Source organism: Lutibacter holmesii (assembly GCF_042679665.1).
GTDB lineage: Bacteria > Bacteroidota > Bacteroidia > Flavobacteriales > Flavobacteriaceae > Lutibacter > Lutibacter holmesii.
Window position 1 is genome coordinate 158,650 of the sequence record NZ_JBHTMV010000003.1, and the last position, 24,593, is coordinate 183,242.

The 24,593-nt window shown below is 28.8% G+C and carries 24 protein-coding genes; 11 read left to right on the forward strand and 13 right to left on the reverse strand.

Features of this window, described 5'->3' with window-relative positions:
* Nucleotides 1-18 precede the first annotated feature (18 nt).
* The 4 genes from ACFQ5N_RS03385 to ACFQ5N_RS03400 form a co-directional block, all read right to left on the reverse strand.
* Nucleotides 19-663 (reverse strand): response regulator transcription factor, encoded by a 645-nt coding sequence (locus ACFQ5N_RS03385; RefSeq protein WP_386807753.1) that lies wholly within the window; start codon nucleotides 661-663, stop codon nucleotides 19-21.
* A gap of 5 nt (nucleotides 664-668) precedes the next feature.
* A complete protein-coding gene (locus tag ACFQ5N_RS03390; RefSeq protein ID WP_386807754.1) occupies nucleotides 669-1,445 on the reverse strand; it encodes a sensor histidine kinase in 777 nt (258 codons plus the stop codon).
* 3 nt (nucleotides 1,446-1,448) lie between these two features.
* Nucleotides 1,449-1,841, reverse strand: coding sequence for a hypothetical protein (locus ACFQ5N_RS03395; RefSeq protein WP_386807756.1), 393 nt, complete (start codon nucleotides 1,839-1,841; stop codon nucleotides 1,449-1,451).
* Between the two features lie 334 nt (nucleotides 1,842-2,175).
* Nucleotides 2,176-2,598: a hypothetical protein gene (locus tag ACFQ5N_RS03400; RefSeq protein WP_386807758.1), complete on the reverse strand. Its 423-nt coding sequence runs from the start codon at nucleotides 2,596-2,598 to the stop codon at nucleotides 2,176-2,178.
* A 154-nt stretch (nucleotides 2,599-2,752) separates the two neighbouring features.
* On the opposite strand from ACFQ5N_RS03400, the gene ACFQ5N_RS03405 reads away from it, so the two are divergent.
* Both ACFQ5N_RS03405 and gltX read left to right on the forward strand, forming a co-directional pair.
* On the forward strand, nucleotides 2,753-2,926 hold the full coding sequence (locus ACFQ5N_RS03405) for a hypothetical protein (RefSeq protein ID WP_386807759.1): 174 nt from the start codon (nucleotides 2,753-2,755) through the stop codon (nucleotides 2,924-2,926).
* A gap of 166 nt (nucleotides 2,927-3,092) precedes the next feature.
* Nucleotides 3,093-4,622, forward strand: coding sequence for a glutamate--tRNA ligase (gltX, locus tag ACFQ5N_RS03410; protein WP_386807760.1), 1,530 nt, complete (start codon nucleotides 3,093-3,095; stop codon nucleotides 4,620-4,622).
* Between the two features lie 100 nt (nucleotides 4,623-4,722).
* On the opposite strand, the gene dut is transcribed toward gltX, so the two are convergent.
* The gene (gene dut / locus ACFQ5N_RS03415; RefSeq protein ID WP_386807761.1) at nucleotides 4,723-5,154 is read right to left on the reverse strand and encodes a dUTP diphosphatase; all 432 of its coding nucleotides are present in this window, start codon (nucleotides 5,152-5,154) and stop codon (nucleotides 4,723-4,725) included.
* A 31-nt stretch (nucleotides 5,155-5,185) separates the two neighbouring features.
* Nucleotides 5,186-6,643: an oligosaccharide flippase family protein gene (locus tag ACFQ5N_RS03420; protein WP_386807763.1), complete on the reverse strand. Its 1,458-nt coding sequence runs from the start codon at nucleotides 6,641-6,643 to the stop codon at nucleotides 5,186-5,188.
* 88 nt (nucleotides 6,644-6,731) lie between these two features.
* On the opposite strand from ACFQ5N_RS03420, the gene ACFQ5N_RS03425 reads away from it, so the two are divergent.
* The 5 genes from ACFQ5N_RS03425 (at nucleotide 6,732) to ACFQ5N_RS03445 (ending at nucleotide 10,558) form a co-directional block, all read left to right on the forward strand.
* Nucleotides 6,732-7,601: a fructosamine kinase family protein gene (locus tag ACFQ5N_RS03425; protein WP_386807764.1), complete on the forward strand. Its 870-nt coding sequence runs from the start codon at nucleotides 6,732-6,734 to the stop codon at nucleotides 7,599-7,601.
* Between the two features lie 52 nt (nucleotides 7,602-7,653).
* On the forward strand, nucleotides 7,654-8,649 hold the full coding sequence (locus ACFQ5N_RS03430; protein WP_386807765.1) for an NAD(P)H-dependent glycerol-3-phosphate dehydrogenase: 996 nt from the start codon (nucleotides 7,654-7,656) through the stop codon (nucleotides 8,647-8,649).
* A gap of 88 nt (nucleotides 8,650-8,737) precedes the next feature.
* Entirely contained in the window at nucleotides 8,738-8,929 is a 192-nt protein-coding gene (locus tag ACFQ5N_RS03435; protein ID WP_386807766.1) for a cold-shock protein, read from the forward strand.
* A 155-nt stretch (nucleotides 8,930-9,084) separates the two neighbouring features.
* On the forward strand, nucleotides 9,085-9,612 hold the full coding sequence (gene hemG, locus ACFQ5N_RS03440) for a menaquinone-dependent protoporphyrinogen IX dehydrogenase (RefSeq protein WP_386807767.1): 528 nt from the start codon (nucleotides 9,085-9,087) through the stop codon (nucleotides 9,610-9,612).
* Between the two features lie 52 nt (nucleotides 9,613-9,664).
* The gene (locus ACFQ5N_RS03445) at nucleotides 9,665-10,558 is read left to right on the forward strand and encodes a hypothetical protein (RefSeq protein WP_386807769.1); all 894 of its coding nucleotides are present in this window, start codon (nucleotides 9,665-9,667) and stop codon (nucleotides 10,556-10,558) included.
* Here the strand turns inward: ACFQ5N_RS03445 and ACFQ5N_RS03450 are convergent.
* A complete protein-coding gene (locus ACFQ5N_RS03450; protein ID WP_386807770.1) occupies nucleotides 10,547-11,602 on the reverse strand; it encodes a lactonase family protein in 1,056 nt (351 codons plus the stop codon). The genes ACFQ5N_RS03445 and ACFQ5N_RS03450 overlap by 12 nt on opposite strands.
* Nucleotides 11,603-11,876: 274 nt before the next feature.
* On the opposite strand from ACFQ5N_RS03450, the gene ACFQ5N_RS03455 reads away from it, so the two are divergent.
* On the forward strand, nucleotides 11,877-15,965 hold the full coding sequence (locus ACFQ5N_RS03455) for a PAS domain-containing hybrid sensor histidine kinase/response regulator (protein ID WP_386807771.1): 4,089 nt from the start codon (nucleotides 11,877-11,879) through the stop codon (nucleotides 15,963-15,965).
* Between the two features lie 16 nt (nucleotides 15,966-15,981).
* On the opposite strand, the gene ACFQ5N_RS03460 is transcribed toward ACFQ5N_RS03455, so the two are convergent.
* The gene (locus ACFQ5N_RS03460) at nucleotides 15,982-16,383 is read right to left on the reverse strand and encodes a hypothetical protein (protein WP_386807772.1); all 402 of its coding nucleotides are present in this window, start codon (nucleotides 16,381-16,383) and stop codon (nucleotides 15,982-15,984) included.
* Between the two features lie 47 nt (nucleotides 16,384-16,430).
* Nucleotides 16,431-17,450 (reverse strand): phenylalanine--tRNA ligase subunit alpha, encoded by a 1,020-nt coding sequence (pheS, locus tag ACFQ5N_RS03465; protein ID WP_386807773.1) that lies wholly within the window; start codon nucleotides 17,448-17,450, stop codon nucleotides 16,431-16,433.
* 249 nt (nucleotides 17,451-17,699) lie between these two features.
* Between pheS and gdhA the strand changes: the two genes are divergently transcribed.
* On the forward strand, nucleotides 17,700-19,043 hold the full coding sequence (gene gdhA / locus ACFQ5N_RS03470) for an NADP-specific glutamate dehydrogenase (RefSeq protein ID WP_386807774.1): 1,344 nt from the start codon (nucleotides 17,700-17,702) through the stop codon (nucleotides 19,041-19,043).
* Between the two features lie 172 nt (nucleotides 19,044-19,215).
* Here the strand turns inward: gdhA and ACFQ5N_RS03475 are convergent, their stop codons facing one another.
* A complete protein-coding gene (locus tag ACFQ5N_RS03475) occupies nucleotides 19,216-19,617 on the reverse strand; it encodes a hypothetical protein (protein ID WP_386807776.1) in 402 nt (133 codons plus the stop codon).
* Nucleotides 19,618-19,767: 150 nt separating this feature from the next.
* Here ACFQ5N_RS03475 and dinB point away from each other — a divergent pair, with 150 nt between their 5' ends.
* Nucleotides 19,768-20,862: a DNA polymerase IV gene (gene dinB, locus ACFQ5N_RS03480; RefSeq protein WP_386807778.1), complete on the forward strand. Its 1,095-nt coding sequence runs from the start codon at nucleotides 19,768-19,770 to the stop codon at nucleotides 20,860-20,862.
* 623 nt (nucleotides 20,863-21,485) lie between these two features.
* Nucleotides 21,486-22,418, forward strand: coding sequence for a sensor histidine kinase (locus ACFQ5N_RS03485; RefSeq protein WP_386807780.1), 933 nt, complete (start codon nucleotides 21,486-21,488; stop codon nucleotides 22,416-22,418).
* A gap of 41 nt (nucleotides 22,419-22,459) precedes the next feature.
* Here the strand turns inward: ACFQ5N_RS03485 and ACFQ5N_RS03490 are convergent, their stop codons facing one another.
* The 3 genes from ACFQ5N_RS03490 to ACFQ5N_RS03500 are packed head-to-tail and all read right to left on the reverse strand — an operon-like array spanning nucleotide 22,460 to nucleotide 24,590.
* Nucleotides 22,460-22,666, reverse strand: coding sequence for a hypothetical protein (locus tag ACFQ5N_RS03490; protein WP_386807782.1), 207 nt, complete (start codon nucleotides 22,664-22,666; stop codon nucleotides 22,460-22,462).
* 9 nt (nucleotides 22,667-22,675) lie between these two features.
* Nucleotides 22,676-23,806, reverse strand: coding sequence for an MBL fold metallo-hydrolase (locus ACFQ5N_RS03495; RefSeq protein ID WP_386807784.1), 1,131 nt, complete (start codon nucleotides 23,804-23,806; stop codon nucleotides 22,676-22,678).
* Nucleotides 23,799-24,590 carry an SDR family NAD(P)-dependent oxidoreductase gene (locus tag ACFQ5N_RS03500; protein WP_386807785.1) on the reverse strand — a complete coding sequence of 264 codons (792 nt, stop codon included), beginning with the start codon at nucleotides 24,588-24,590 and terminating at the stop codon, nucleotides 23,799-23,801. The genes ACFQ5N_RS03495 and ACFQ5N_RS03500 overlap by 8 nt, the downstream gene beginning before the upstream one ends.
* Between the last annotated feature and the right edge of the window lie 3 nt (nucleotides 24,591-24,593).

The window sequence follows — 24,593 nt, forward strand, 5'->3', positions numbered from 1 at the left end:
AAAATTAACGAAAATTGATTACAGTATAACTATCTTTTGTTTTATTGCGTATAAAACTAGACCAATACGTGTTTTTGCTTCTAACTTTTCAAACAAAGCTTCTCTATAATTTTCAACGGTTTTTGGACTTAAAAACATTTTTTCAGCAATTTGTTTATATGTTAATTCTGAACAAGCTAATTTTAAAAATTCTAATTCTCGTTCCTTTAAAACAATCGTGTTTTTTGTGCTTGAAATAGTATTTGCGTTTAACAACGTACTTGTAACATTTTCAGTATAATAAAATCCGTTTTTATGTACCTCACAAATTGCATGTTTTAAAACGGAAGGATGAATATCTTTTAATAAATAACCTTTAGCACCAGCTCTTAACATTGCTAAAATAGTTTCTTCTTCACACTCCATAGAAAGTGCAATTACTTTCATAGCAGGTTTGTTATTTTTTAACCAACTTGTAGCTTCAATACCATTCATTATTGGCATTTGAATATCCATTAAAATTACATCAGGAGCTGGATTATTGTTCTTAAAATAATCAACCACTTCAGCCCCATCATTTAGAACTTTAATAACATTAAATTCATCAAATTTAGACACCAAACTGTTTAGCGCCTGAGAAAACAACATATGATCGTCTACTATTATAACATCTATTTTATTCATAAGCTTTATTTGGGACAACTAATATATAACTTCGTTCCATTATTTTTGGATGATTCTAACTCAATTTTTGCATTAATAAGTTCACACCTACTTCTCATATTTACTAAACCGATACCTGTATTTTTTGAAGTATCTGTAACATCAAAACCAATACCGTTATCTTTTGCAGTAATAAGCAATGCATCTTCATTAAAGTTAAGTGAAATAGATAAATCTTTAGCTTTTGCATATTTTAAAGTGTTATTGCAAAATTCTTGTAAAATTCGAAATAAAATAATTTCTTTTTCATTGCTTAAATCATAATATTCACCTACAACTTCAACAGAAGCATTGATAAAATTTAAACGATTAAAGCGTTCTATTTCTTGCGTTATTGAAGTAATTAAACCTTTATTTTTTATGGTTTCAGGGTTTAATGACTTTGCAAGACCTCGCAGCTCTTGTAAGCTTTTTCCAACAATATCACTAGGTTCTTGAATACTTGCCTGATGTTCTTCGGGCAAACCAAATTGCACCATATTTAGCTGCATTTTTGCAGTAGATAACAATTGCCCAACATTGTCGTGAATTTCCCAACTTATATTTTGCAAAGCTTGTTCCTGAATTTCTAAACGCGACTTGTTTATTTCTTCTTGAAAACGCTTTTGAGTTTCGCGCTGTTTTATTAAATACGCTGTCTTTTTTTGTTGAAAATAAAAAAAGAAAACAATTAATGTTATTGCCAATATTAAAACAATAATTGTAATTACAAAAACCAATAATTGTATTTCGGTTTGATCCATAATCTAATTATTAAACTCTTTTTTACTCACTAAAAAACCCGTAATAAAACATAAACTCATAATAATATTTAATGTTAAAATTATGTAGCTAAAAACACCTCTGTAAGCAATAAATTCAGCAATAATAATTATGGGAATAAAGCCAATATTAAACAATAACACACCTATTGAAATCCAAAATATTAAACTGTTTTGAATCTCTAATATTTCGTCTCTGTTTATTAATTCAACAAAAAATAACATTACTGAAATTACAACAAATAAACTTCCAATAATCATAATATTAATAAGCCCTTCTGTTATAAAATTTTCAATAAAAATAACATCAATAGCCACAATAACAATATACGTAGCCAATAACAATTTTAAAAAATTTCTCTTAAAAGAATCCTTCATTAAATTTAAAAAGAAAAGCATATAAAACAAGTGATTAACTAAATGCCACGTATTATAAATATAAAAGGTATTCATAGCTAAAAGGCGTGAACAATAATTCCCAATTACTTCAGTAAAAAAAGAATAAATTAAGAAAGCTAAAAAAAATAACGAGGACTTTTGATGTTTATATTTTGAATAAAATATGAGCCCAACAGCTATAGTAATAAAGTAAATTAAAGGATATATAAATAACCACATTGGAAATACTAATTGTAAATTTTATTGAATTTTTATAAAAGCAACTGCTACTTTATTAAGTTACAAGTTGCAAAAAAACGTATCGCATTATTTATTATTGAGGATAAGTTGCACTTGGTGGTTGACCTAAACCACCAGAATTCATTCCATCAATACCATCAACATCAGCGTTCCCATCAACACTTACTAATTCACCTTTTAGTTTAGCTCCTACTCTAGCTTTTGTTGGAACAAAAAACACAGTTGACAAACCTTTGTTTGCCGTTTTTTTATCTTTTGCACCATACGATCCAAAATAAACACGTAACCCGTTTATATCAATTCCTTTTTCTTTTCCTTGTTTTTCAACATAGGCAATATATTCTTTTATTTCATCTAAAGAAAACCAACTAGAAATTGCATCTTTTTCGTGCGGGTGCCCTTCTTCTTCTTCAACAATTTTATTTAATTTTTTAGAACGTGTTTTTACAAAATTTTGATTCAGTTCTTTTGCCTCTTCTGGTGTAATTCTTTTCATTTTTATGTTTTTTTTAGTACTGCATAAAGCTAACTATTTAAACTTAGTTTGAAAAATATAAAAAAGGGGAAATATCCCCTTTAAAAAATAGGTGTTTTCCCTCATAAAAAATTTAAAACATCATATACTTTTACAACACTAAAAGTACGGCAAAATGGAAATTACAAGAAATTTAAACGCAAAAAGCTTAAAACTACTACTTATAACTTTACTGTTAGGAGTGTTAGTTGTGATAAATTTATACGTAATAAACAGGGTATTCTCAGGTTCGCCTGAACAAGTAGATCAACACGAACGCGTTGACAGGAACATGATGGTTTACCAATAAAAGAAACGGTGTCCCCCAAACATCCCTAAATTACATTCTAAGGGATATTAAAATCGAAATTGGGCAAATTTCAAAAAGGTTGTAATTTATTACAGCCTTTTTTTTACGTTAAAACTTCCTTATTACATAGGTTCAATTATCTTTGCAGCCTAAAATTATTCAGAAAATGGAAAATGTAAGAGTACGCTTTGCTCCTAGTCCAACAGGACCTTTGCATATTGGTGGTGTAAGAACTGCACTTTTTAACTATTTATTTGCTAAAAAACACAACGGAACCTTTGTGTTACGTATTGAAGATACTGATCAAACTAGATATGTTGCCAATGCCGAACAATATATTATTGATGCCTTAAATTGGTGTAACATTCCTTTTGATGAAGGGCCAGGGAAAAACGAAAAGTTTGGACCTTACCGCCAATCTGAACGAAAAGAAATATACAAGCAATATGCCGAAGAATTAATTGCTAAAGGAAAAGCATACTACGCTTTTGATACTGCTGAAACGTTAGACTTCCATAGAAAAGATCACGAAGAAAAAGGAAAAACATTTATTTATAACTGGCACAATCGTGAAAAGTTAACAACATCATTAACGCTTTCAAAAGAAGAAGTTGAACAACGAATTGCCAACGGTGAAAAATATGTGGTACGTTTTAAAATGCACAATCCAGCCACTGATACTGAAGAAACAGTAATTTCAGCAAATGATATTATTCGTGGAACTGTTAGCTTTAAAACTGCTATTTTAGATGATAAAATTATTTTTAAAAGCGATGGAATGCCAACTTACCATTTGGCAAATATTGTAGATGACCATTTAATGCAAATTAGCCACGTAATTCGCGGTGAAGAATGGTTGCCTTCACTTCCACTACACGTTGCATTGTACCAAGCTTTTGATTGGGAAGCACCAAAATTTGCCCACTTACCACTAATTTTAAAACCTGTAGGAAAAGGGAAATTAAGCAAACGTGATGGTGATAAATTAGGGTTCCCAGTATTTCCTTTAGAATATAAAAATGAAGCAACCGGAGACATTTCTCGTGGTTATAAAGAAGATGGTTATTTTAACGATGCTTTTATAAATATGCTTGCTTTGTTGGGTTGGAATCCTGGAACAGAACAAGAGCTTTTTAATTTAGAAGAGTTATGTGCTGAATTTAGCCTAGAACGCGTAAGTAAAAGTGGTGCTAAATTTAGTCCAGACAAAACAAAGTGGTTTAACCAACAATATATGATGACAAAAAGTGATGCTGAATTAGCAGATATTTTTAATGATATACTTGTTGAAAAAGGAATTACTTCTGAATTAGCTTATACTGAAAAAGTAGTGTCATTGATAAAAGAACGTGCCACATTTGTAGCTGATTTTTGGGAATTAGGAAACTTCTTTTTTGAAAATCCTACAGAATACGACGCAAAAGCTTCTAAAAAACAATGGAAAGAAGGTACGCCTGAATTAATGAAAGAATTAGTTACAATTATTGAAAGTGTTAACGATTTTAATTCTCAAAATATTGAAACTATTGTAAAGGAATGGATTACTTCAAAAGAAATTGGTTTTGGAAAAGTAATGCAACCTTTTAGGTTAAGTTTGGTTGGAGCAATGAAAGGTCCTCACCTATTTGATATTGCTGAAATGATTGGCAAACAAGCAACCATTGACAGAATAAATAATGCTATTGAAGCATTGTAATTCATAATCAGATTCCTGAATTTAATTTCAGAATCTCATACTTATTTGAAATAAAAAACCTAACAGATTTTATTATCTGTTAGGTTTTTTATTTGATTTATTAAACTCCAGTAGATCCAAATCCACCAGCGCCACGCTCAGTTTCACTCAACACCTCAACTTCTTCCCAAACTGCACGTTCATGCTTTGCTATTACTAACTGTGCAATACGTTCACCATCATTTATTACAAAGTCTTCATTAGAAATATTAGCCAAAATTACACCAATTTCACCTCTATAATCTGCATCAACAGTTCCTGGAGCATTTAAAACTGTAATTCCTTTTTTAGCTGCCAAACCACTACGCGGGCGTACTTGCGCTTCGCTTCCTACAGGCAAGGCAATAAATAAACCTGTTTTTACAATTGTACGTTCTAACGGTTTTAATGTAATTGATTCTGAAATGTTTGCTCGTAAATCCATTCCTGCAGAAGCAATGGTTTCATAGCTAGGCAATTCGTGTTTAGATTTGTTAATAATTTGTATGTTCATAATAATCTAATGTTATAAAGTATTTTTATGGTTATCGTCTTCTTTTTAAAATAGCTGTTAATTCTTTTTTTTCCTTAACATAAATAATTGCAGCAAAACACGTAATTAATAAAGTTGAAACCCAAAAATTACCTCTAAAATAATTAAAAGAAATCCAACTAATAACAACTGACGCTATTAAATACACTGCAATTTTTTGAAGGTTATACTGTATTGGGTAATGCTTTTTTCCAAATAAATAAGAAACAACTGTCATACAGCCGTACGCAATTAATGTGGCATATGCAGCCGCCATAATACCAATTATCGGAATAAGCCAAACATTTAATACAATAGTTAAAAGCGCTCCAATAATAGAGAAATACATGCCGTATCTAGTTTTATCTGTTAATTTATACCAAATAGCCAAATTGTAATAAATTCCTAAAAATAAGTTTGCCAATAAAATTATAGGCACAATAGCCAAATCTGCCCAATAATTTGGATTGATAAAATATTTTAATATATCAATAAAACCAACAATACCAATAAATACCAACGAGCCAATAATTATAAAATAATTCATAATTAAAGCATAAGTATGTTTGGCATTTTTTTTAGATGATTGATTGAAAAAGAAAGGCTCTGCTCCTAAACGAAATGCCATTATGTATAAATTCATAAAAATAGCCAATTTATAACACGCGCTATAAATTCCCATTTCGGCTTCTCCAACTATTCGCTTGATTAAAAATTTATCTAAATTTTCATTAATAACATACGCTAAACCAGCCACCATAATTGGCCAACTATATGCTAAAATTTTCTTTAATAACTGTACATCAAATTGAAACTTAAATTTCATTAAATACGGCAGTAATAATAAAAACGAAATAGCACTTCCTAAAATATTAGCTATAAAAATAAAATTAACCGTTGCTGTACCATTGTATATGTTTTTAACAACTAAAGGAAGCTCAATTCCTTTGTTTAAAAAATAAGGTATATATCTTAAAAACAACAAATTAACAACTACAATTACACCTACGTTTACCAATTTTATTGCAGCGTATCTAATAGGTCTATTTGTAACCCTCAAATAAGCAAATGGTACCATAGAAATAGTGTCTAAAGCTAAAATTCCAACAAATAATTTTAATCGTAAAGGGTTATGTTCAAAGTCTAAAAATTGCTCAAAAAAGTCAAAGAAAACAGATATAACAACTATTAAAACTGTGGCAGAAAACAGCATACTTACAAACGTTGTAGAAATAAGTTTATCTTTTTTCTTTTCTGTATTGTAAAACCTAAAAAAAGCCGTTTCCATTCCAAAAGTAAGAAACACTGCAAAAAGTGCTGCCCAAATATAAAAATCACTATTTACAGCATACTTATCTGCAGCAAGTGCATCTGTATGCACACGCACTAATAAAAAATTAATTACACGCGGTAAAACTGCTGCAATTCCATATATAACGGTGTCTTGAAAAAATCGTTTAAGTGTACTCAAAAGTGCCTAAAGTTAATGCATAAAAGTACAAAAGTATTCATGGAATACAACAATAAAATTTTATTGAATTATATTGTATTTTTGACCAATGAATACAGAACTTCAACAACATATTGAACACCAATTACAATCTCTAGTTTCAACAAATAATACTTTTAAATGGCAACCTGTTGCAGGAGGTTCCATAAATAAAACATATAAAATTACCACAAATACCAACACTTATTTTATAAAAACAAACACAATAGCTGTTTTTAAAAATGGTTTTAAAGAAGAAGTTTTAGGCCTTCAATTTTTAGAAAAAAACAAGGCTTTTATTCCAAAAATTATTGCTGAAGGCAGTTTTCAAAACGATATCTTCTTAATTTTAGAATGGATTGAGAAAGGCAAAGAAAGCAACTTATTTTGGGATAATTTTGCTCAAAACTTGGCCAACTTGCATACCCAAAAAGGAACACAATTTGGACTAGAATATTCAAATTTTATGGGGCAATTACATCAAAACAATAGCCATTTTAACGATTTTACTACTTTTTTTATTGAAAACAGGTTAAAACCTCAAGTAAAATTGGCTTTTGATTCACATAAAATTGAACAAAAACACTTAGCACAATTTGAAATTTTATATACTGATTTGAATGCTATATTTCCTGATGAAAAACCTGCAGCTATTCACGGAGATTTATGGAGTGGAAATTACATATGTTCTGCACAAGAAAAGGCCATTTTAATAGACCCTGCTGTGTATTATGGACACAGAGAAATTGACATTGCAATGACCCAACTTTTTGGAGGTTTTCCACAACAATTTTATAAAAAATATAATGAAATTTATCCTTTAGCTCCTTGTTTTAACTTAAGAACAAACTTTTATAATTTGTATCCTTTATTAGTTCATTTAAACCTTTTTGGAAACCCATACTTAAAAAGTATAGAAGATATTATAACTAAATTTTAAGAGAGCTATTTGTCCAAATTGGTTACTTTTACCGCCTAAAATAAATAAAATTATGAGTAAATACCCTAAAGTTGCCGTGTTTGGAGGAGGAAGTTGGGCTACTGCAATTGTAAAAATGCTCTGTGAAAATTTAGATCAAGTAGGTTGGTATGTACGCAATGAAACCACTATTGACTATATTAAAGAAAACGAACACAATCCAAATTACTTAAGTTCTGCTCAATTTAATATTGAGCAACTTAATTTATCAAGTGATATTAACAAAATGGTTGCTTACGCTGATGTATTAATTTTTGCTATACCATCAGCATTTATAAAAACTGAATTAGATAAGATTACTGAAGAATATTCTTCAAAAATTATATTTTCAGCCATTAAAGGAATTATACCTGAAAGTGGATTAATTGTAGGTGAACACTTCAATCAAAAATTAAATGTACCATTAAATAATATTGGTGTAATCTCAGGACCTTGTCATGCTGAAGAAGTTGCAATGGAACGCCTTTCATACCTTACCATAGCTTGTAGAGATACTGAAAAGGCCGAACTTATTAGCAACTGCTTATCTAGTCATTATATAAAAACAAAAACTTCAGACGATATTATTGGAACTGAATATGCCGCTATGCTTAAAAATATTTTTGCCATTGCCGCAGGTATTGCACATGGTTTAGGTTATGGTGATAATTTTCAATCTGTATTAATGTCAAATTCTATTCGTGAAATGAAACGTTTTATTAAAAAACGTCATAAAATGAAACGAAATATCAATAATTCAGCTTATTTAGGTGATTTATTAGTAACCGGATATTCAATTTTTAGTAGAAATAGAATGTTTGGAAATATGATTGGGAAAGGATATACCGTTAAAAGCGCTATGATGGAAATGAGTATGATTGCTGAAGGTTATTATGCTTCAAAAAGTGCACAATTATTAAATAAAATAAATCCGGCTAAAACACCAATTATTGATGCTGTTTATGCCATATTATATCAAAATAAAAACCCAAAAACGGTATTCAAAAGATTAACTGAACAATTAGATTAATCATTGATTTTCAATATTTTTCAAATAATAATGAACAATGCGTTATAATAAATGTACATTTGCATTTTAACAATATTATTTTTTAACAATGAAAAAAGGTACAGTAAAATTTTTCAACGAATCTAAAGGTTTTGGATTTATTATTGAAGACGGATCAAACACAGATTATTTTGTTCACATCTCAGGATTAATTGATGAAATTAGAGAAGGTGACGTAGTTGAATTTGAACTTAAAGAAGGTAAAAAAGGTTTAAACGCAATAAACGTGAAAGTACTATAATTTATAGTATTTTAAAACTTTTTAGAAAACTAACGCCTCTTTTTAGAGGCGTTTTTTTATGCTTTATTTTAATTTTAACTTCATATAAATTATACAAGTAAGCTACTTTTTTTTAACTTTGATAGTGTTAAATATAAAATTTAACTCAATTGCATATGAGTAATAAAACAGCTCTTTTGTATTCAACTGTAGATGGTCACACTTTAAAAATATGCCAAGAAATTTTGGCTGTATTTAAAAAAAACAACCTTCAAATTGACCTTTTTTCAATTGATAATTTCAACAAAAACATTCAAGATTATAATAAATTTATTATTGGTTCAAGCATTAGATACGGGCTTCATAACAAACAAATAATTGCTTTTATAAATACACATAAAAAGGAGCTTGACCATATTAAAACAGCTTTTTTCTCAGTAAATTTAGTAGCCAGAAAACCTGAAAAAAACACCCCAGAAACCAATCCGTATGTGGTTAAATTTTTTAAAAATATAGATTGGAAACCTACTGTAAAAACCGTTTTTGCAGGTATGTTAGATTATAAAAAATATCCATTTTTTGACAGGCTTATGATTCAGTTTATTATGTGGATTACCAAAGGGCCAACTAATAAAAATACCAAAATTGAATATACCAATTGGAACAAAGTAACTGCTTTTGCAGAACAAGTTTGCCAATTGTAATGCTACGCAAATGTTTACTATCTTTGAATTATCAATTAATTGATAAGCATTAATGAAAATTACTTACACCTTTTTATACATCTTATTTTTTGCGTTTCAAATACAAGCACAAGAGAAATTTTTAATTGAAGAAACAGATAGTATTCAACTTTTTGAAACCTATTTATCTAATATTTCTACTGGAAATATATTTCCTACGCCGTTTAACAATGGACTTATTTATGTGTCTGATTACAAACAAAATAACTACAATTTATATTATTCAGATTTACAGTCAAAACCAAAAAAAATAGGCTTAGGTTCTAAATTTGATTTTGGTGCAGCCACTACTTTTGAAAATACTATTTATTTTACAGGAATTTCAAAAAAACCCGATGCTAAAGGTTTTTACAATTCTACAATTTACAAAGGTAAAATCAATAATTTTAAAGTTTCAGCTATTGAACCTTTAGCATTTTGCAATAAAAACTTTTCATATACCGATCCTTGTATTTCAAAAGACGGAAAAAATTTACTTGTAGTAAGTACTGAAAGAGCGGTTATTCATATTATGGAATATATGAAAAATGACCTTGGAAAATGGATTAAAAAAGGGCTTGTTTATATTTCTAATCCAAATTTTGATATTATAAACCCAACTTATTTTGACGAAAACACTATTTATTTTTCATCAAATATTTCAAAAGGTGAAATTACCGGTGTTGTTTATGTTAAAAATGAAAAGGGTGAAATATCAATAGATAAAGTGAACAGAGAAGTTGGAGATTTTAATATTTATAAAATAAAACGAGTTGATGATAGATGGGGAATTCCAATAAAAGCACAAGAATTTAATTCTGAATTTGATGAATTAGGTGTTCAATTTGATTCAGATAGAAGTGGATACCTTACTTCGTTTAGGTATAATAGTAATGATAATATTTATTACTTTGTATTAAAACAATAAACAAACTGGTGAAACACAAGCTTCACTATACATAAAAGTTAACTTACCGGTCTCTTTTTGCACGTTGTAAACGCTTATATTGTTACTTCGTTGGTTTGCTACTAATAAAAATTTTCCGTTTGGAGAAAGCGTAAAATTTCGTGGCCAATCTCCTTCAACAAAAATAGATTGAATTTTACTTAACAATCCGGTTTCTAAATTTCGTTTGTAAACAACAATGGTGTTCTCACCTCTATTTGATCCATATAAAAACTGTTGATTGTTTGATAAATGAATATCTGCACAAGCATTCATTCCAATAAACCCGTCTTTTAAGGTACTTATAGTTTGAATTTCAGTATACGTGTCTTCTACCCTTTTTAAAGCCGTTATAGTTGAATTTAGCTCGTTAATTACATAAATAAAGCTTCCATTCTTTGAAATTTCAAAATGGCGAGGACCGGCTTTTTTAGCCATCATATAATTCTTTTTTAAAACATATGTATTGTCTTTTTCAACATATTGAGATAAAAAGTTACGTCCAAGGTCAGCAACAAACAATTCATTATTATAAAATTTTCCCGAATGTGCGTGTGCTGGCACACCAGGTATATTATTATTTACAACCTGAAATGCATTAATAAAACTTCCATTTTTTTGAAGGTTATATATAGAAACGGTTCCACCTCCATAATTTGAAACTACAGCTTTAGTACTACTTTGGTTCAATTGTATGTGACAAGGACCACTACCATTACTACTTACTTTATTTAAAAGGTTTAACGTTCCATTTTCTGTAACGGCATAAGATGCAACAGTACTTTCTTTGTCAGATTCGCTCACCGCATATAAAAAATCTTTATTTGCTGAAAAGGTAATAAATGATGGATTTTCAGCTTTTACGGCAAGTTTTTTATTGCTTAATGTTCCCGTATTTGTATTAAAACTATAGTAATAAATACCTTCACTCTCGGTATTTGTATAACTACCAACATAAAGTGGTACATGTTGTGCCACAATAATTTGTGAAATAAATACAAATAACACTGTAAAAACTGTTTTCATAAAATAAATTTGAATAGCTAAGGTACTTAAATTGGTTATATTCTGAAGGTTAAGTTTCAATAATATTTGCATTAATACACACTAATAACACCACAAATAAGCTGAAAATAAATACGGTAAATACCTAGTATAAATAACTTTATGTAATTAAACATTGATAAATATCAGTAAACTGCACATAAAAAATTTATATTTTTGATAGATAACAACCCTAATAAATACAAAAAAGTTTCACGTTTTGCTTTCATTTATTTATTAAAAATAAGCCCTACTAATGTCAATTAATCAGAATTATGTACATAAAACATTAGATTTTATTTCATCACAAGGCTACCAAACTTCAAGCTTTGAATTCTTAAAAGAAATTTCTTCATTTTTAGCGCAATTATTAAATGTTAACTATGTTTTAATTAATAAATATTCAAATGAAAACCCCACACAAGCCGAAGCCATAATATTATACAACAACGGTAATTTTAAACCATCATTTTATTATAATTTAAAAAATACACCTTGTGAAAATGTAATTAATAAAGCGTTATGTCATTATTCAACCAACCTACAAAAAACATTTTCTAAAGATTCTTTTATAGTTGACAATAATATAAAAAGTTATATTGGATTTCCTTTATGGAACTCACATAAAGAACCTATTGGCCTCATAGCTTTTATGGATACCAAACCATTTGAACAGGTAGAAACCATTGAAATATTACTTAAAATTATTGCGCTTAAAATTGAAAAGGTACTTGAAAACTTAACGTTTGAAACTATAACAAAACAAAAAGAAAAGCAATTAACAACAATATCAAATCTTACTTTTGAAGGAATTTTAGTACATAAAAACGGTATTGTAGTTGAGGTTAACCAAGCATTTGAAAAAATGTTTGGCTATAAAAAAGAAGAACTTATAGGGAAAGATATTCAACCAATATTGTTCTCAAAAAAATCTCAAAAAATATTTACAAAAAAAATCCAAACTGGTTTATTAGAACCGTATGAAGTAGAAGGAATTAAAAAAAACGGTGTGAAATTTCCAGTAGAAATTGAAGCACGTAATATCTTTTACAAAAACACCAACAATAGAGTAGCCGCTTTTAGAGACCTAACCTTTAAAAAGAAAGCAGAAAAAGAAATTAAAGACAGCAATTTTAGGTTTAAAACATTAATGGAGCATACAGGTGATGCTTTGTATTTATCTGATTTTAATGGAGAAATTTTAGAAATCAACCAAAAATCAACAGAGCAAACTTTATACACTAAAGAAGAACTGCTTTTAATGAATGTTAAAGACATAGATGTAAAAGCGCCTTCTTTAGAAGCTATGCAAGAATTTTGGGGAGACCTAAAGCCTAACGAACCCAAAACCGTTGAAACACTTCATAAGAGAAAAGATGGAACAATTCTTAATGTTGAAGTTAGAGCTGTAATTATACAAATTGATGGTCAAAATTTAATTTTTGGTTTGGCTAAAGATATTACTAACAAAAAAATACGTGAAGCTGAAAATAATAAACTTTCCACAGCTGTAGAACAAAGCGAAAATACTGTTTTAATAACCAATTTAAAAGGTGAAATTGAGTATGTAAACCCAAAGTTTACAAAAATAACCGGCTATACATTTGAAGAAGTAAAAGGTAAAAACCCTAGCATCCTAAGCTCTGGAAATATGCCTAAAGAATATTACCGAATTTTATGGGAAACCATTACAAAAGGAGAAATTTGGAAAGGTGAATTCCAAAATATTAATAAGCATGGGCAAATTTATTGGGAACAAGCAACAATTACACCTATAAAAAATGGCTTGGGAGAAACGCTCAATTATTTAGCTATAAAAGAAGATATTACAGTACGTAAAAAAGCAGAATCTGAACTTAAAAGAGCTTATAAAATAATTAAAGAAAAAGAAGATTATTTAACCAAAATATTAAAAACAGCAAATGAAGGATATTGGATTATAAATCCGCAAGGAAATATTATAGATATAAATGATAAATTATGTACCATATTAGGTAAAGAGCATCAAGAAATTATAAATAAAAGCATTTTTAATTTTGTAGATAAAAAAGGTAGTGAAATTTTTAAACGAGAACTTATAAACAGGCAAAAAGGTCTTTCAAACACCTATGAAGTAGACCTTTTAAAGAACAATCAAAACTTAATTACTTGCTTATTTAAAACTTCTCCTATTTATAATAAAAAAAATCAATTTGTTGGTTCCTTTGCACTTATTACCAACATTAACAAAATAAAAGAAGCACAGCTAAAATTAGAAACTAAAAACAAAGAATTACAAACTATTTCTAATGAGCTCTCTAAAAAAAATGAGCTCTTAGCAAATAGTGAAAATAAGTATAGAAACTTATTTGAAAATAGTCCGGTTTCACTTTGGGAAGAAGATTTTCAAGAAGTAAAAAAACACATTGCTAAAAAAGGAATTAAATCCGAAGATTTAGATGCCTATTTTATAAAAAATCATGGTTTTTTTGTTGAATGTTTAAATAAAATTAAAACCCTATCAGTAAATCAAAGTACCTTAAATTTATTAGGCGTTAGCAATTTAAATGAATTAAATAAACTATTAAAACAAACCAATACCAGCGTATCTTATAAAGTTTTAAGAGAGGAATTAATTGCCGTTTACTCTAACCAAAAAGAATTTATTAGCGAAACACAATTTACCCATAAAAACGGTAAAACTATTTATGCCATTATAACTTCAGAAATTGATGAAAATGCCAAAGCAATTGTATCAATTATTGACATTACAGCCTTAAAAAAAGCTGAAAATGAATTAAATAATGCAAAAGAAAAAGCTGAAAAAAGTGATGAACGCTACAGATTAGCCGTAAGAGCTACCGGTTTAGGAATTTGGGATTGGGATGTTTCAACTAACAAATTATACCTTTCTAGATACTTTAAACAACAAATTGGCTATCAAAATTACGAACTTGAAAATAAATTTGAAACCTGGGAAGAGCACGTTCACCCAGATGATTTAGAAAAAGAATTACTAAAAATAAAAAATTACCAAAAAAATCCAGTAGGGCAATATCTTTCTGAGTTTAGGTTTCGACATAAAAATGGCTCTTATATTTGGATTCTTTCAAGAGCCGAAGTTTTACTAAATGAAAAAGGTGAAGTTGTACGAATGTTTGGATCACACAGAGACATTACTATTAGAAAAAAAGCCATTTTAAAACTAGAAGAACAAACTGTTGAACTAATTCAAGCAAAAGAAAAAGCCGAAGAAAGCAATAGGTTAAAAACAGAATTCTTAAATAATATGTCTCACGAAATTAGAACTCCAATGAATGGAATTCTAGGATTTTCAGACCTATTAAATACAGAGAATCTTCCTCCTGAAAAAAGAAATTATTATGTAAATATTATTCAAAATAGTGGAAATCAATTATTACGTGTTATTGATGATATTTTAGAAATTTCAAGACTTGGTACCAAACATATTAAAGTAATTGAAAAACCAGTTTGTTTAAACGATTTATTACTGCAACTATTCTCTATTTTTGACATTAAAACCAAAGAAAATCAAATACCATTATACATTTACAACGGGCTCTCAAATTTGGAAAGTACCATTTATTCAGACAAATCTAAACTTGATAAAATTGTAAGTAATTTATTAACAAACGCTCTTAAATTTACAAATAAAGGTTCCATAACCTTTGGCTATGTACTAGTAAATAATAAAATTGAAATTTTTGTAAAAGATACAGGAATTGGAATAGCTCCTGAAAAACAAGAAATAATTTTTGATAGATTTTCACAAGAAGAAAAAGACCTTTCAAAAAATGTTGGTGGTTTAGGTTTAGGTTTATCAATTGCCAAAGAAAATACAGAGTTACTTGGTGGTAAAATTTCAGTGGTTTCTGAAAAATGGAAAGGTTCTACATTTAAAGTTTCAATTCCGTATAAACCTGTTCATAAAACAAAAGATACTACTAACAATACTGCAGTTAAGGAGAAAAAAAAGCACACCATTTTAATTGTTGAAGATGAAGAAGTGAACTTTATTTTTATTGAAATTTTACTTTTAGAAAAAATTGATTTAGACTGTAAAATTTTACACGCTAAGAACGGAAAAGAAGCCGTAGAGCAATGTAAAAATAATGCAATTGATTTTGTTTTAATGGACATAAATATGCCAATTATGAATGGTTATGATGCTACTGAATTGATTAGAGCAGACTTCCCAAATTTACCAATTGTAGCACAAACAGCCTATTCAACAATTGAAGATAAAGAAAAAGCTATGGCGGTAGGTTGTAATGATTTTATAACAAAACCAATACAATTAAATAAGTTAAAACCTATTATGGAAAGTTTTTTACTTAAAAAATAAACGGTGTTTTAAAAGTTTATTTTACTAAAATTCCACGTTTATTTAACATAGCAACGGTACGTAAATTACCTTCTTTAATAGTTCCTTTTTCAAATAAATACTTTTTATCAAACATTTTTGAACCTTCAAAAAAAGTAACATTAAAAAAATTGGAAAGTTTTAAAACATCTTCTTGTAGCAGCTCAACTTTTGCAAAAGATTGCGCAGGTAGTTTTTCTATTTTATGACGTAAAACAGCTGTTTCAGTAAGCGTATCTTCATCATAACCTTTAGAAACAATTAAAACCATTTCTAAATCAACCTCTTTATTGTTTATAATATATGCATTCCAATCTTCACATTTAAATTCATCATTGTATTCTTTTACAATGGCCATATAAACGTTAGTAACTTCTGGTAATTCAATATCTTTTTTCATCTGTTATTTGAAATAAAAAATTCCGCTAAAGAGCGGAATTTACTAGGTTATATTACTGATTTAAATTGCTCTAAAAAACGTACATCGTTTTCATAAAACATTCTAATATCAGGGATTTGATACAGTAACATTGCAATACGCTCAATTCCCATACCAAACGCATATCCTGAGTAAACTTCAGGGTCTATATTTGCATTTTTAAGTACATTTGGGTCTACCATACCACAGCCCATAATTTCAAGCCAACCAGTTCCTTTTGTAATTTTATAATCAGTCTCTGTTTCCAATCCCCAATAAATATCTACCTCAGCACTTGGCTCTGTAAATGGAAAATAAGAAGGGCGTAAACGTATTTTAGATTTCCCAAACATTTCTTTAGTAAAATATAAAAGCGTTTGCTTTAAATCGGCAAAAGATACATCAGTATCAATATACAAACCTTCAACTTGATGAAAAATACAATGTGCACGTGCTGAAATATCTTCATTTCTAAATACACGACCTGGAGAAATAGTTCTAATAGGTGGTTTGTGATTTTCCATATAACGAACTTGTACAGACGACGTGTGCGTTCTTAATAAAATATCAGGATCTGTTTCAATAAAAAACGTGTCTTGCATATCACGTGCAGGATGATATTCTGGTAAATTTAATGCAGTAAAGTTATGCCAGTCATCTTCAATTTCTGGTCCTTCAGAAACTGTAAAACCAATTCTTGAAAATACATCAATAATTTTATTTCTAACAATTGATATTGGATGACGCGAACCTAATTCAATTGGCTCTGAAGGTCGAGTTAAATCACCATAAAAACCTTTATCTTCAACTGAATTATCAATAACTTCATTTAAAGTAGTTACCTTTTCTTCAGCAGTTTTCTTTAAATTATTTAATGCTTGTCCAAAATCCTTACGCAATTCAGCATCCACATTTTTAAATTCAGCAAATAAATCTTTTAATAAACCTTTACTTCCCAAATATTTAATTCTGAAGGCTTCAATTTCTTCTTTCGTCCCTGCATTAAATGCCGATACTTCACCAATCAGTTCTTTTACTTTATCTAACATTTTGTGTAAAATTAAGCGACAAATTTACACATTTTTATGGGAATTATACCAAAGGAAAATGATTCAACATATAAATAACAAATTGAAATAAAATTTAAAAAATAAATATGTACAATACACACCGTACGAAAACGTTTTAGTTTTCGTACCAAATTTCGTTAAAACAATTGCTGAAATTGATAATTTTTTATTTTTTAACTATATTTGTTTAGTAAATTACGTAAAGTTTAAAATAATACATCATAAATTATGGAATCAAAAATAAAAGGATTTATGGATTTGGTGAAACAACGTAACCAATTTGAACCAGAATTTTTACAAGCAGTTGAAGAAGTTGCAGAAACCGTTATTCCATATATTGCAAGTCAAGAAATTTACAATGGTAAAAACATTTTACTAAGAATGTGTGAACCAGAAAGGGTATTAATGTTTAGAGTACCTTGGATTGATGATACCGGAGAAATTGTAGTAAACAGAGGTTTTAGAATTGAAATGAACTCTGCAATTGGACCTTACAAAGGAGGCTTACGATTTCATCCAACGGTAAACTTAAGTATTTTAAAATTTTTAGCTTTTGAACAAGTTTTTAAAAATGCCTTAACAACACTACCAATGGGCGGAGGTAAAGGAGGATCAGATTTTGACCCTAAAGGAAAATCTGATGTTGAAATTATGCGCTTTTGCCAAAGTTTTATGGGAGAATTATTTCGTCATATTGGTCCAAATACTGATATTCCAGCAGGAGATATTGGAGTAGGAGGTAGAGAAATTGGATATTTATTTGGCATGTATAAAAAACTTAGAAATGAATTTACAGGTGTTTTAACAGGAAAAGGAATGTCTTGGGGCGGAAGTTTAATTAGACCTGAAGCTACAGGTTACGGAACCGTATATTTTGCTCAAAGTATGTTAGAAACAAAAAATGAAACACTTGAAGGTAAAGTAGTCACCATTTCAGGCTCTGGAAACGTAGCGCAATATGCATGTGAAAAAGCCACACAATTAGGTGCTAAAGTAGTAACACTATCCGATTCTTCAGGTTATATTTATGATGAAGATGGTATTGATGCCGAAAAATTAGCATTTGTAATGCACTTAAAAAACAATAAAAGAGCAAGAATTCATGAATATATTACGAAATACCCAACAGCAAAATTCTTTAAAAGTGCAAAACCTTGGAGTGTAAAATGTGATATTGCAATGCCTTGTGCCACACAAAATGAAGTACATTTTGAAGATGCAAAAAATTTATTAGCAAATGGTTGCTTTGTGGTTAGCGAAGGTGCCAATATGCCCGCAACACCTGAAGCTGTTCATGCTTTTCAAGCAGCAAAAATATTATATGCACCAGGAAAAGCCTCTAATGCAGGTGGTGTAGCCACTTCAGGATTAGAAATGTCTCAAAACTCATTACGTATTGTTTGGACAAGAGAAGAAGTAGATGAACGTTTGCAAAAAATAATGAGCAACATTCATAAATCTTGTATAAAATATGGAACAAAAGAAGACGGTTATGTAGATTATGTAACTGGTGCAAATATTGCCGGCTTTGTAAAAGTAGCAGATGCTATGTTAGCACAAGGTGTGGTATAAATAAACTTTATTTATTATGTGTTCAAAAATAAATACAATAAGTTAATAGCCAAACATTTATTTATTTTTAAAACAGTAACAATGTAAAATTTGTTGCTGTTTTTTTTAGTTATAATGCAAAAAAAAGGATACAGTAAACTGTATCCTTTTCTATTTTTTTAATTGAATTAAATTACATTCCAATTAATTTCATTGCTTTTTGAAGTAGCTCTGGGTTATTTTTAACGTAATCCATTACTTTTTGAGTTAATTCTGGGTTTTCCAAAATATACTTCATTACTTTACTTTTAGCAGTTGGGTTTTTGCTAATTACTTTAGCAACTTCCATAGCAGTATCAGGATTGTCCTTTAAATAATTAATAGCAGTATCACGTAATTCAGGATTTGCTAATAATTGTTCTTTTACTTTTGCTTGTGCTTCTGGTGATTCAAATAATGATTTCATAGCAGAGCTTGAAACATCTGTTGTACTAGGAACTTTAAGACCACTTACACTTGGCATAGTTTGAGCAAAAGCAGTGTTAGACACTCCAATAAAACAAACAACGGCCAATAATAATAGTACTTTTTTCATAATTTATATTTTTTCAGTTAATAATATGTGCAGCCAAATGTACAATAAAATTTAATTTGAAAATTATACAAACAGTTAACAAAGTGTTATAACTATACTTTTCAATATCAAAAAACCTTAAAGTAATGTCTTTTAAATTATATTTGACTTATGTATGAAGAACAAATACATCGTAAAATAATTCATATTGATATGGATGCATTTTATGCTTCAGTTGAACAATTAGACAATCCTGAATTAAGAGGTAAACCTTTAGCTGTAGGCGGTGGAGGCGAACGAGGTGTTGTTTCAGCTGCAAGCTACGAAGCTCGTAAATTTGGAGTTAGATCTGCAATGAGTGGTGTATTGGCACGTAAAAAGTGCCCGCATTTAATATTTGTCCCTCCAAGATTTGAACGCTATAAAGAAATTTCAAAAAAAATTAGAAACATTTTTAAAGAGTACACCAATTTAGTAGAACCACTATCTTTAGATGAGGCATATTTAGATGTAACTGAAAATAAAAAAGGAAACCCTTCGGCAAGTTTAATTGCAAAAGAAATAAGGCAACGTATTGCTAATGAATTGCATTTAAATGCTTCCGCAGGAATTTCAAATAGCAAATTTATAGCCAAAATAGCTTCAGATATTAACAAACCAAACGGACAAAAAACAATTCCGCCAGAAGAAGTTATTTCATTTCTAGAAGATTTACCTATTGAAAAATTCTTTGGAATTGGAAGAGTTACAGCGGCCAAAATGTTTAATTTAGGAATATTCACCGGTAAAGATTTAAAACTAAAAAGCGAAGCGTTTTTAACTGAACATTTTAAAAGTTCTGGAACACATTATTACAATTTAGTACGCGGAAACTACCACAGCAAAGTAAAACCTAACAGAGAACGAAAATCTGTTGCTGCTGAACATACATTTATAACCAATTTAACTTCGGAAATTTTTATGCTTGAAAAATTAGAAAAAATTTCAGAAGAATTAGAACAACGCTTAGCAAGCACTAAGGTTTCAGGTAAAACCATTACGCTTAAAATAAAATATAGTGATTTTACTACGCAAACTAGAAGTAAAACATTGCCCTATTTTATAAAAAATAAAGAAGTTTTATTAGAAACGGTAAAAGATTTATTGTTTCAAGAAAAAGTACAAAACTCGGTACGTTTATTAGGTATTTCAGTGACTAATTTAAATATTAATTCTAAAAATAAACCTGAAAAACTTATTGACTTTCAACTAAAATTTGAGTTTTAAATTTTTTACAAAAAGTACGTGAATAGCACGTTTTTGAACAAGTATTTTTAATAAAAAATAATTTTCCTCGTATTTTAAACTAATTCATTAAAAAACAAAGTTTTATAATAAAAATAATTGCTAAAAACATTACATAAAATTTTAAAAAAGATTACTTTTATAGGAAATAAAAAAGTATGGTCCCCATAGACGTTAAAACCTTATTTTTTACTTATTGTTTTATCAACATAATTATCTTTCCCTTATTTATTTTATATGCAATATATTATAAGGTTAAAACACCCATTTTTAAAATTTATATCATAGCAAGGTTCTTTGGAATATCCTCAGTTTTATGGATGGTTTCAAGAGATTATATTCCAGATTTTTTTAGTATTACACTTGCTAATTATTTACTGTTTTTTAGTATTTCGTACGAAATATTTTCACTTTACAACATAAACACAACTTTCGATAAAAAATTTTTTATTCGTATAAATATTATACCAATTACCGCTAGCTTTATTTTTACACTCTTTATTTCGTCAAATGAAAACTTAAGAATTGTGGTTTCTTCTATATGTTTAGCGCTAATTTATTTAATAGGAGCCTTTTTGTTTTTCATTAACAAATCAAAAACCATAATGCAAAAACTAGCAGGATTGTTGTTAATTATTGCAGCTATAATTTATGGTATTAGATTGGTAAAAGCATTTTTAAACGGTACTAGCTTGTTATTTTCTAATGATTATATACAAATAGTATCGTATTTATATTTAATGTTTTTAAGTTTTTCTACACCAATATTTATATTATTTATATTTAAAGAAAAAGATTCTAAAAGAATTGAAAATAACAATTTAGAGCTTCAAAAATTAAATGAAAGTAAAAACAAATTATTTTCAATTATAGCGCATGATTTAAAAGGTCCGTTAGGCAATTTACAGCAAATAGGAGAACTTCTTTGGAAAGATGAAGAAGCGCATAAAATAGACAATAAAACTAAGAAAATACTCACCGAAAACATTTATAAAACATCTAAAAAAACATTTAATTTACTAGACAATTTACTTAAATGGGCTTCAACAAATTCAGGTAATATTGAAGTAAATGCCACAAAAATAAATTTAAAAAATATTATTGAAGAAATTATAAGTTTTTATAAAACCAATACAATGGTAAAAAACATTACCATAGAGCACCAATTAAACAATGATATTTTGGTACTAGCAGATTATAATATGATACATACTATAATTAGAAACTTAATTTCAAATGCCATTAAATTTACACCTAAAGATGGTAAAATTGAAATTTCAAGTATAAACCAGCAAAAACACCCTAATTGTAGTAGTATTGCCATTAAAGATACAGGCGTTGGAATTGAAAAAGCAGCTATTTCTAAAATTTTACAATTAGATTCTACTGTTACAACCCTTGGAACCGAAAATGAAGTTGGTACAGGTTTTGGGTTAAAATTATGTCAAGAATTTATTAGAATAAATAAAGGAAAAATTGAAATTGAAAGTGAAAAAAATAAAGGAACAACTGTTTTTTTATCCATACCAAACTGTTAGTTTGAAATTACAAGTAATAACCGTTGTTCTTTTATTTTATATTAACGTAATTCTTCACATATAAAACCATTTTTATTAAGTAAATAGGTAACTTCAAAAGTTATATTTTGCGAAGCTTCTATACGTAAAACACGATCCACATCTTCAAAATCAAAATCTATACTAGAAATTTGTTTAAAGGTATTTAAAAGACTTCTAACGTGTGTTTCTAGTTGCGAAAATATATTTGTTTTTAATACAATAACCATTACTTAAATTTAGTTTTTAAGCCACCATTTAGATGACGGATAATTAGTGTCAACAACTATTGCTTCACCAATAATTGGTGTTGCCATTTTTACATGAAGCTCTTGTGCTTTTTTACTTGCTCTTTCAATTGGATCTGTCCATTGGTGTAAAGCAAGTTTAAATGCTCCCCAATGAATTGGCATCATAGTTTTGGCTTTTACATCAACAGATGCTTGAATAGTTTGTTCAGGAGACATATGAATATGCGCCCATTGTTCATTATACTGCCCGCACTCCATCATTGCAAAATCAAACGGACCATATTTTTCACCAATTTCTTTAAAGTGCTTACCATAACCACTATCGCCACTAAAAAAGATAGCGTTATTTTTAGATTTTATTACCCAGGATGTCCACAACGTATTGTTTCTTGAAAAACCTCTTCCAGAAAAATGACGTGCTGGTGTTGATACAAATTCAACACCTTGAAGGTTTGCTTTTTCCCACCAATCAAACTCCTTAATTTTATCTTTTGAAACGCCCCATTCTGTTAAATGTGCTTTAACACCTAAAGGAACATAAAACAATTTTACTTTATCTTTTAATTGTTGAATAGATCCATAATCTAAATGATCATAATGATCGTGAGAAATAAGTACCACATCAATTTCTGGTAAATTATTTATAGAAATTGGTAATTCTTTATTGAACCTTGCATTTCCTAAAAGTGGGTGAGGAGCAGGAACATCGCCTAACATTGGATCAATAAAAACATTCATTCCTTCTAATTCAACAAATAACGTTGAATGTCCAAACCAAGTAATTCTTGGTTGTTGCGGTTCACTATCAAAATAACTTTTAGGAAGATTTATTTGTGGTATGTTACCTTGAGGTACTTTGTTATCACCGTTGGTAAAAAACTTTGGAAAAGTACTTAATTTTAATCCGGTACTTGCCAAGGTTAATTCTAAATTTTTGAAACTTCCGTCTCCATTATAATTTGGAGAATTCTCCATTCTCACTAAATCTTCACCGGTAGTTTTTCCACCAAATTGCGGACTTGTATTTACAAATATAGCTCCTACTATTGCTATAATAAGTATAAAACTTAAGATTCCTATTAACATTACTTTTATAAATTTTATTAGTTTTTTAATCATTGTTTTTAACTTCTTGCATTTTTCTAACTTGCTTTAACATCATTTTTTTAGGTATAAATGGTATGGCAGCCATCATAACTTTTTGCCCTACAGTTAATCCTGAAATTACATCAATTTTACCTTTAAGCATTCCATTATAACCATCTAAAGCAACAGCATAAGAAGTCACAGTATTTTTAAATATTTCCGTTTTTTCCATTCCTGAAGTAGCACCAAATTCACTTTCAGTAGCACCAGGCATTAAATTAGTAACCGTAACATTTGTATTAGCTAATTCTTCACTTAAAGCATTGCTAAAAAAAGTAACATAAGCTTTTGTAGCAAAATAAACAGCTTGTAATGGTCCAGGCATAAAACTAGCAGTAGATGACGTATTTAAAATTTTACCACTATTATTTTTAATAAAATCAGGTAAAAATAAATGTGTTAAAGTGGTTAATGCTGTTACATTTAAATTAATCATTGAAATTTGTCTGTCCAAATCCATTTCATGAAATTTACCTAAAGCTCCAAACCCAGCATTGTTAATTAAATAATTAATTTGAACTCCTTGTTGTTTTACTTCATTATAAATTTCTTTTGGTGCACTTAAATTTGATAAATCTTTGACAATAATTAAAACAGTAACTTTATATAATTGCTCTAATTCTTTCTTTAATTCATTCAATTTATCTTCTCTACGAGCAACTAAGATTAAATCTCCACCATTTTTAGCGTGAATGATAGCAAACTGTTTTCCAATTCCGCTAGATGCTCCAGTAATTAATGCTGTGTTTGTATTCATTTT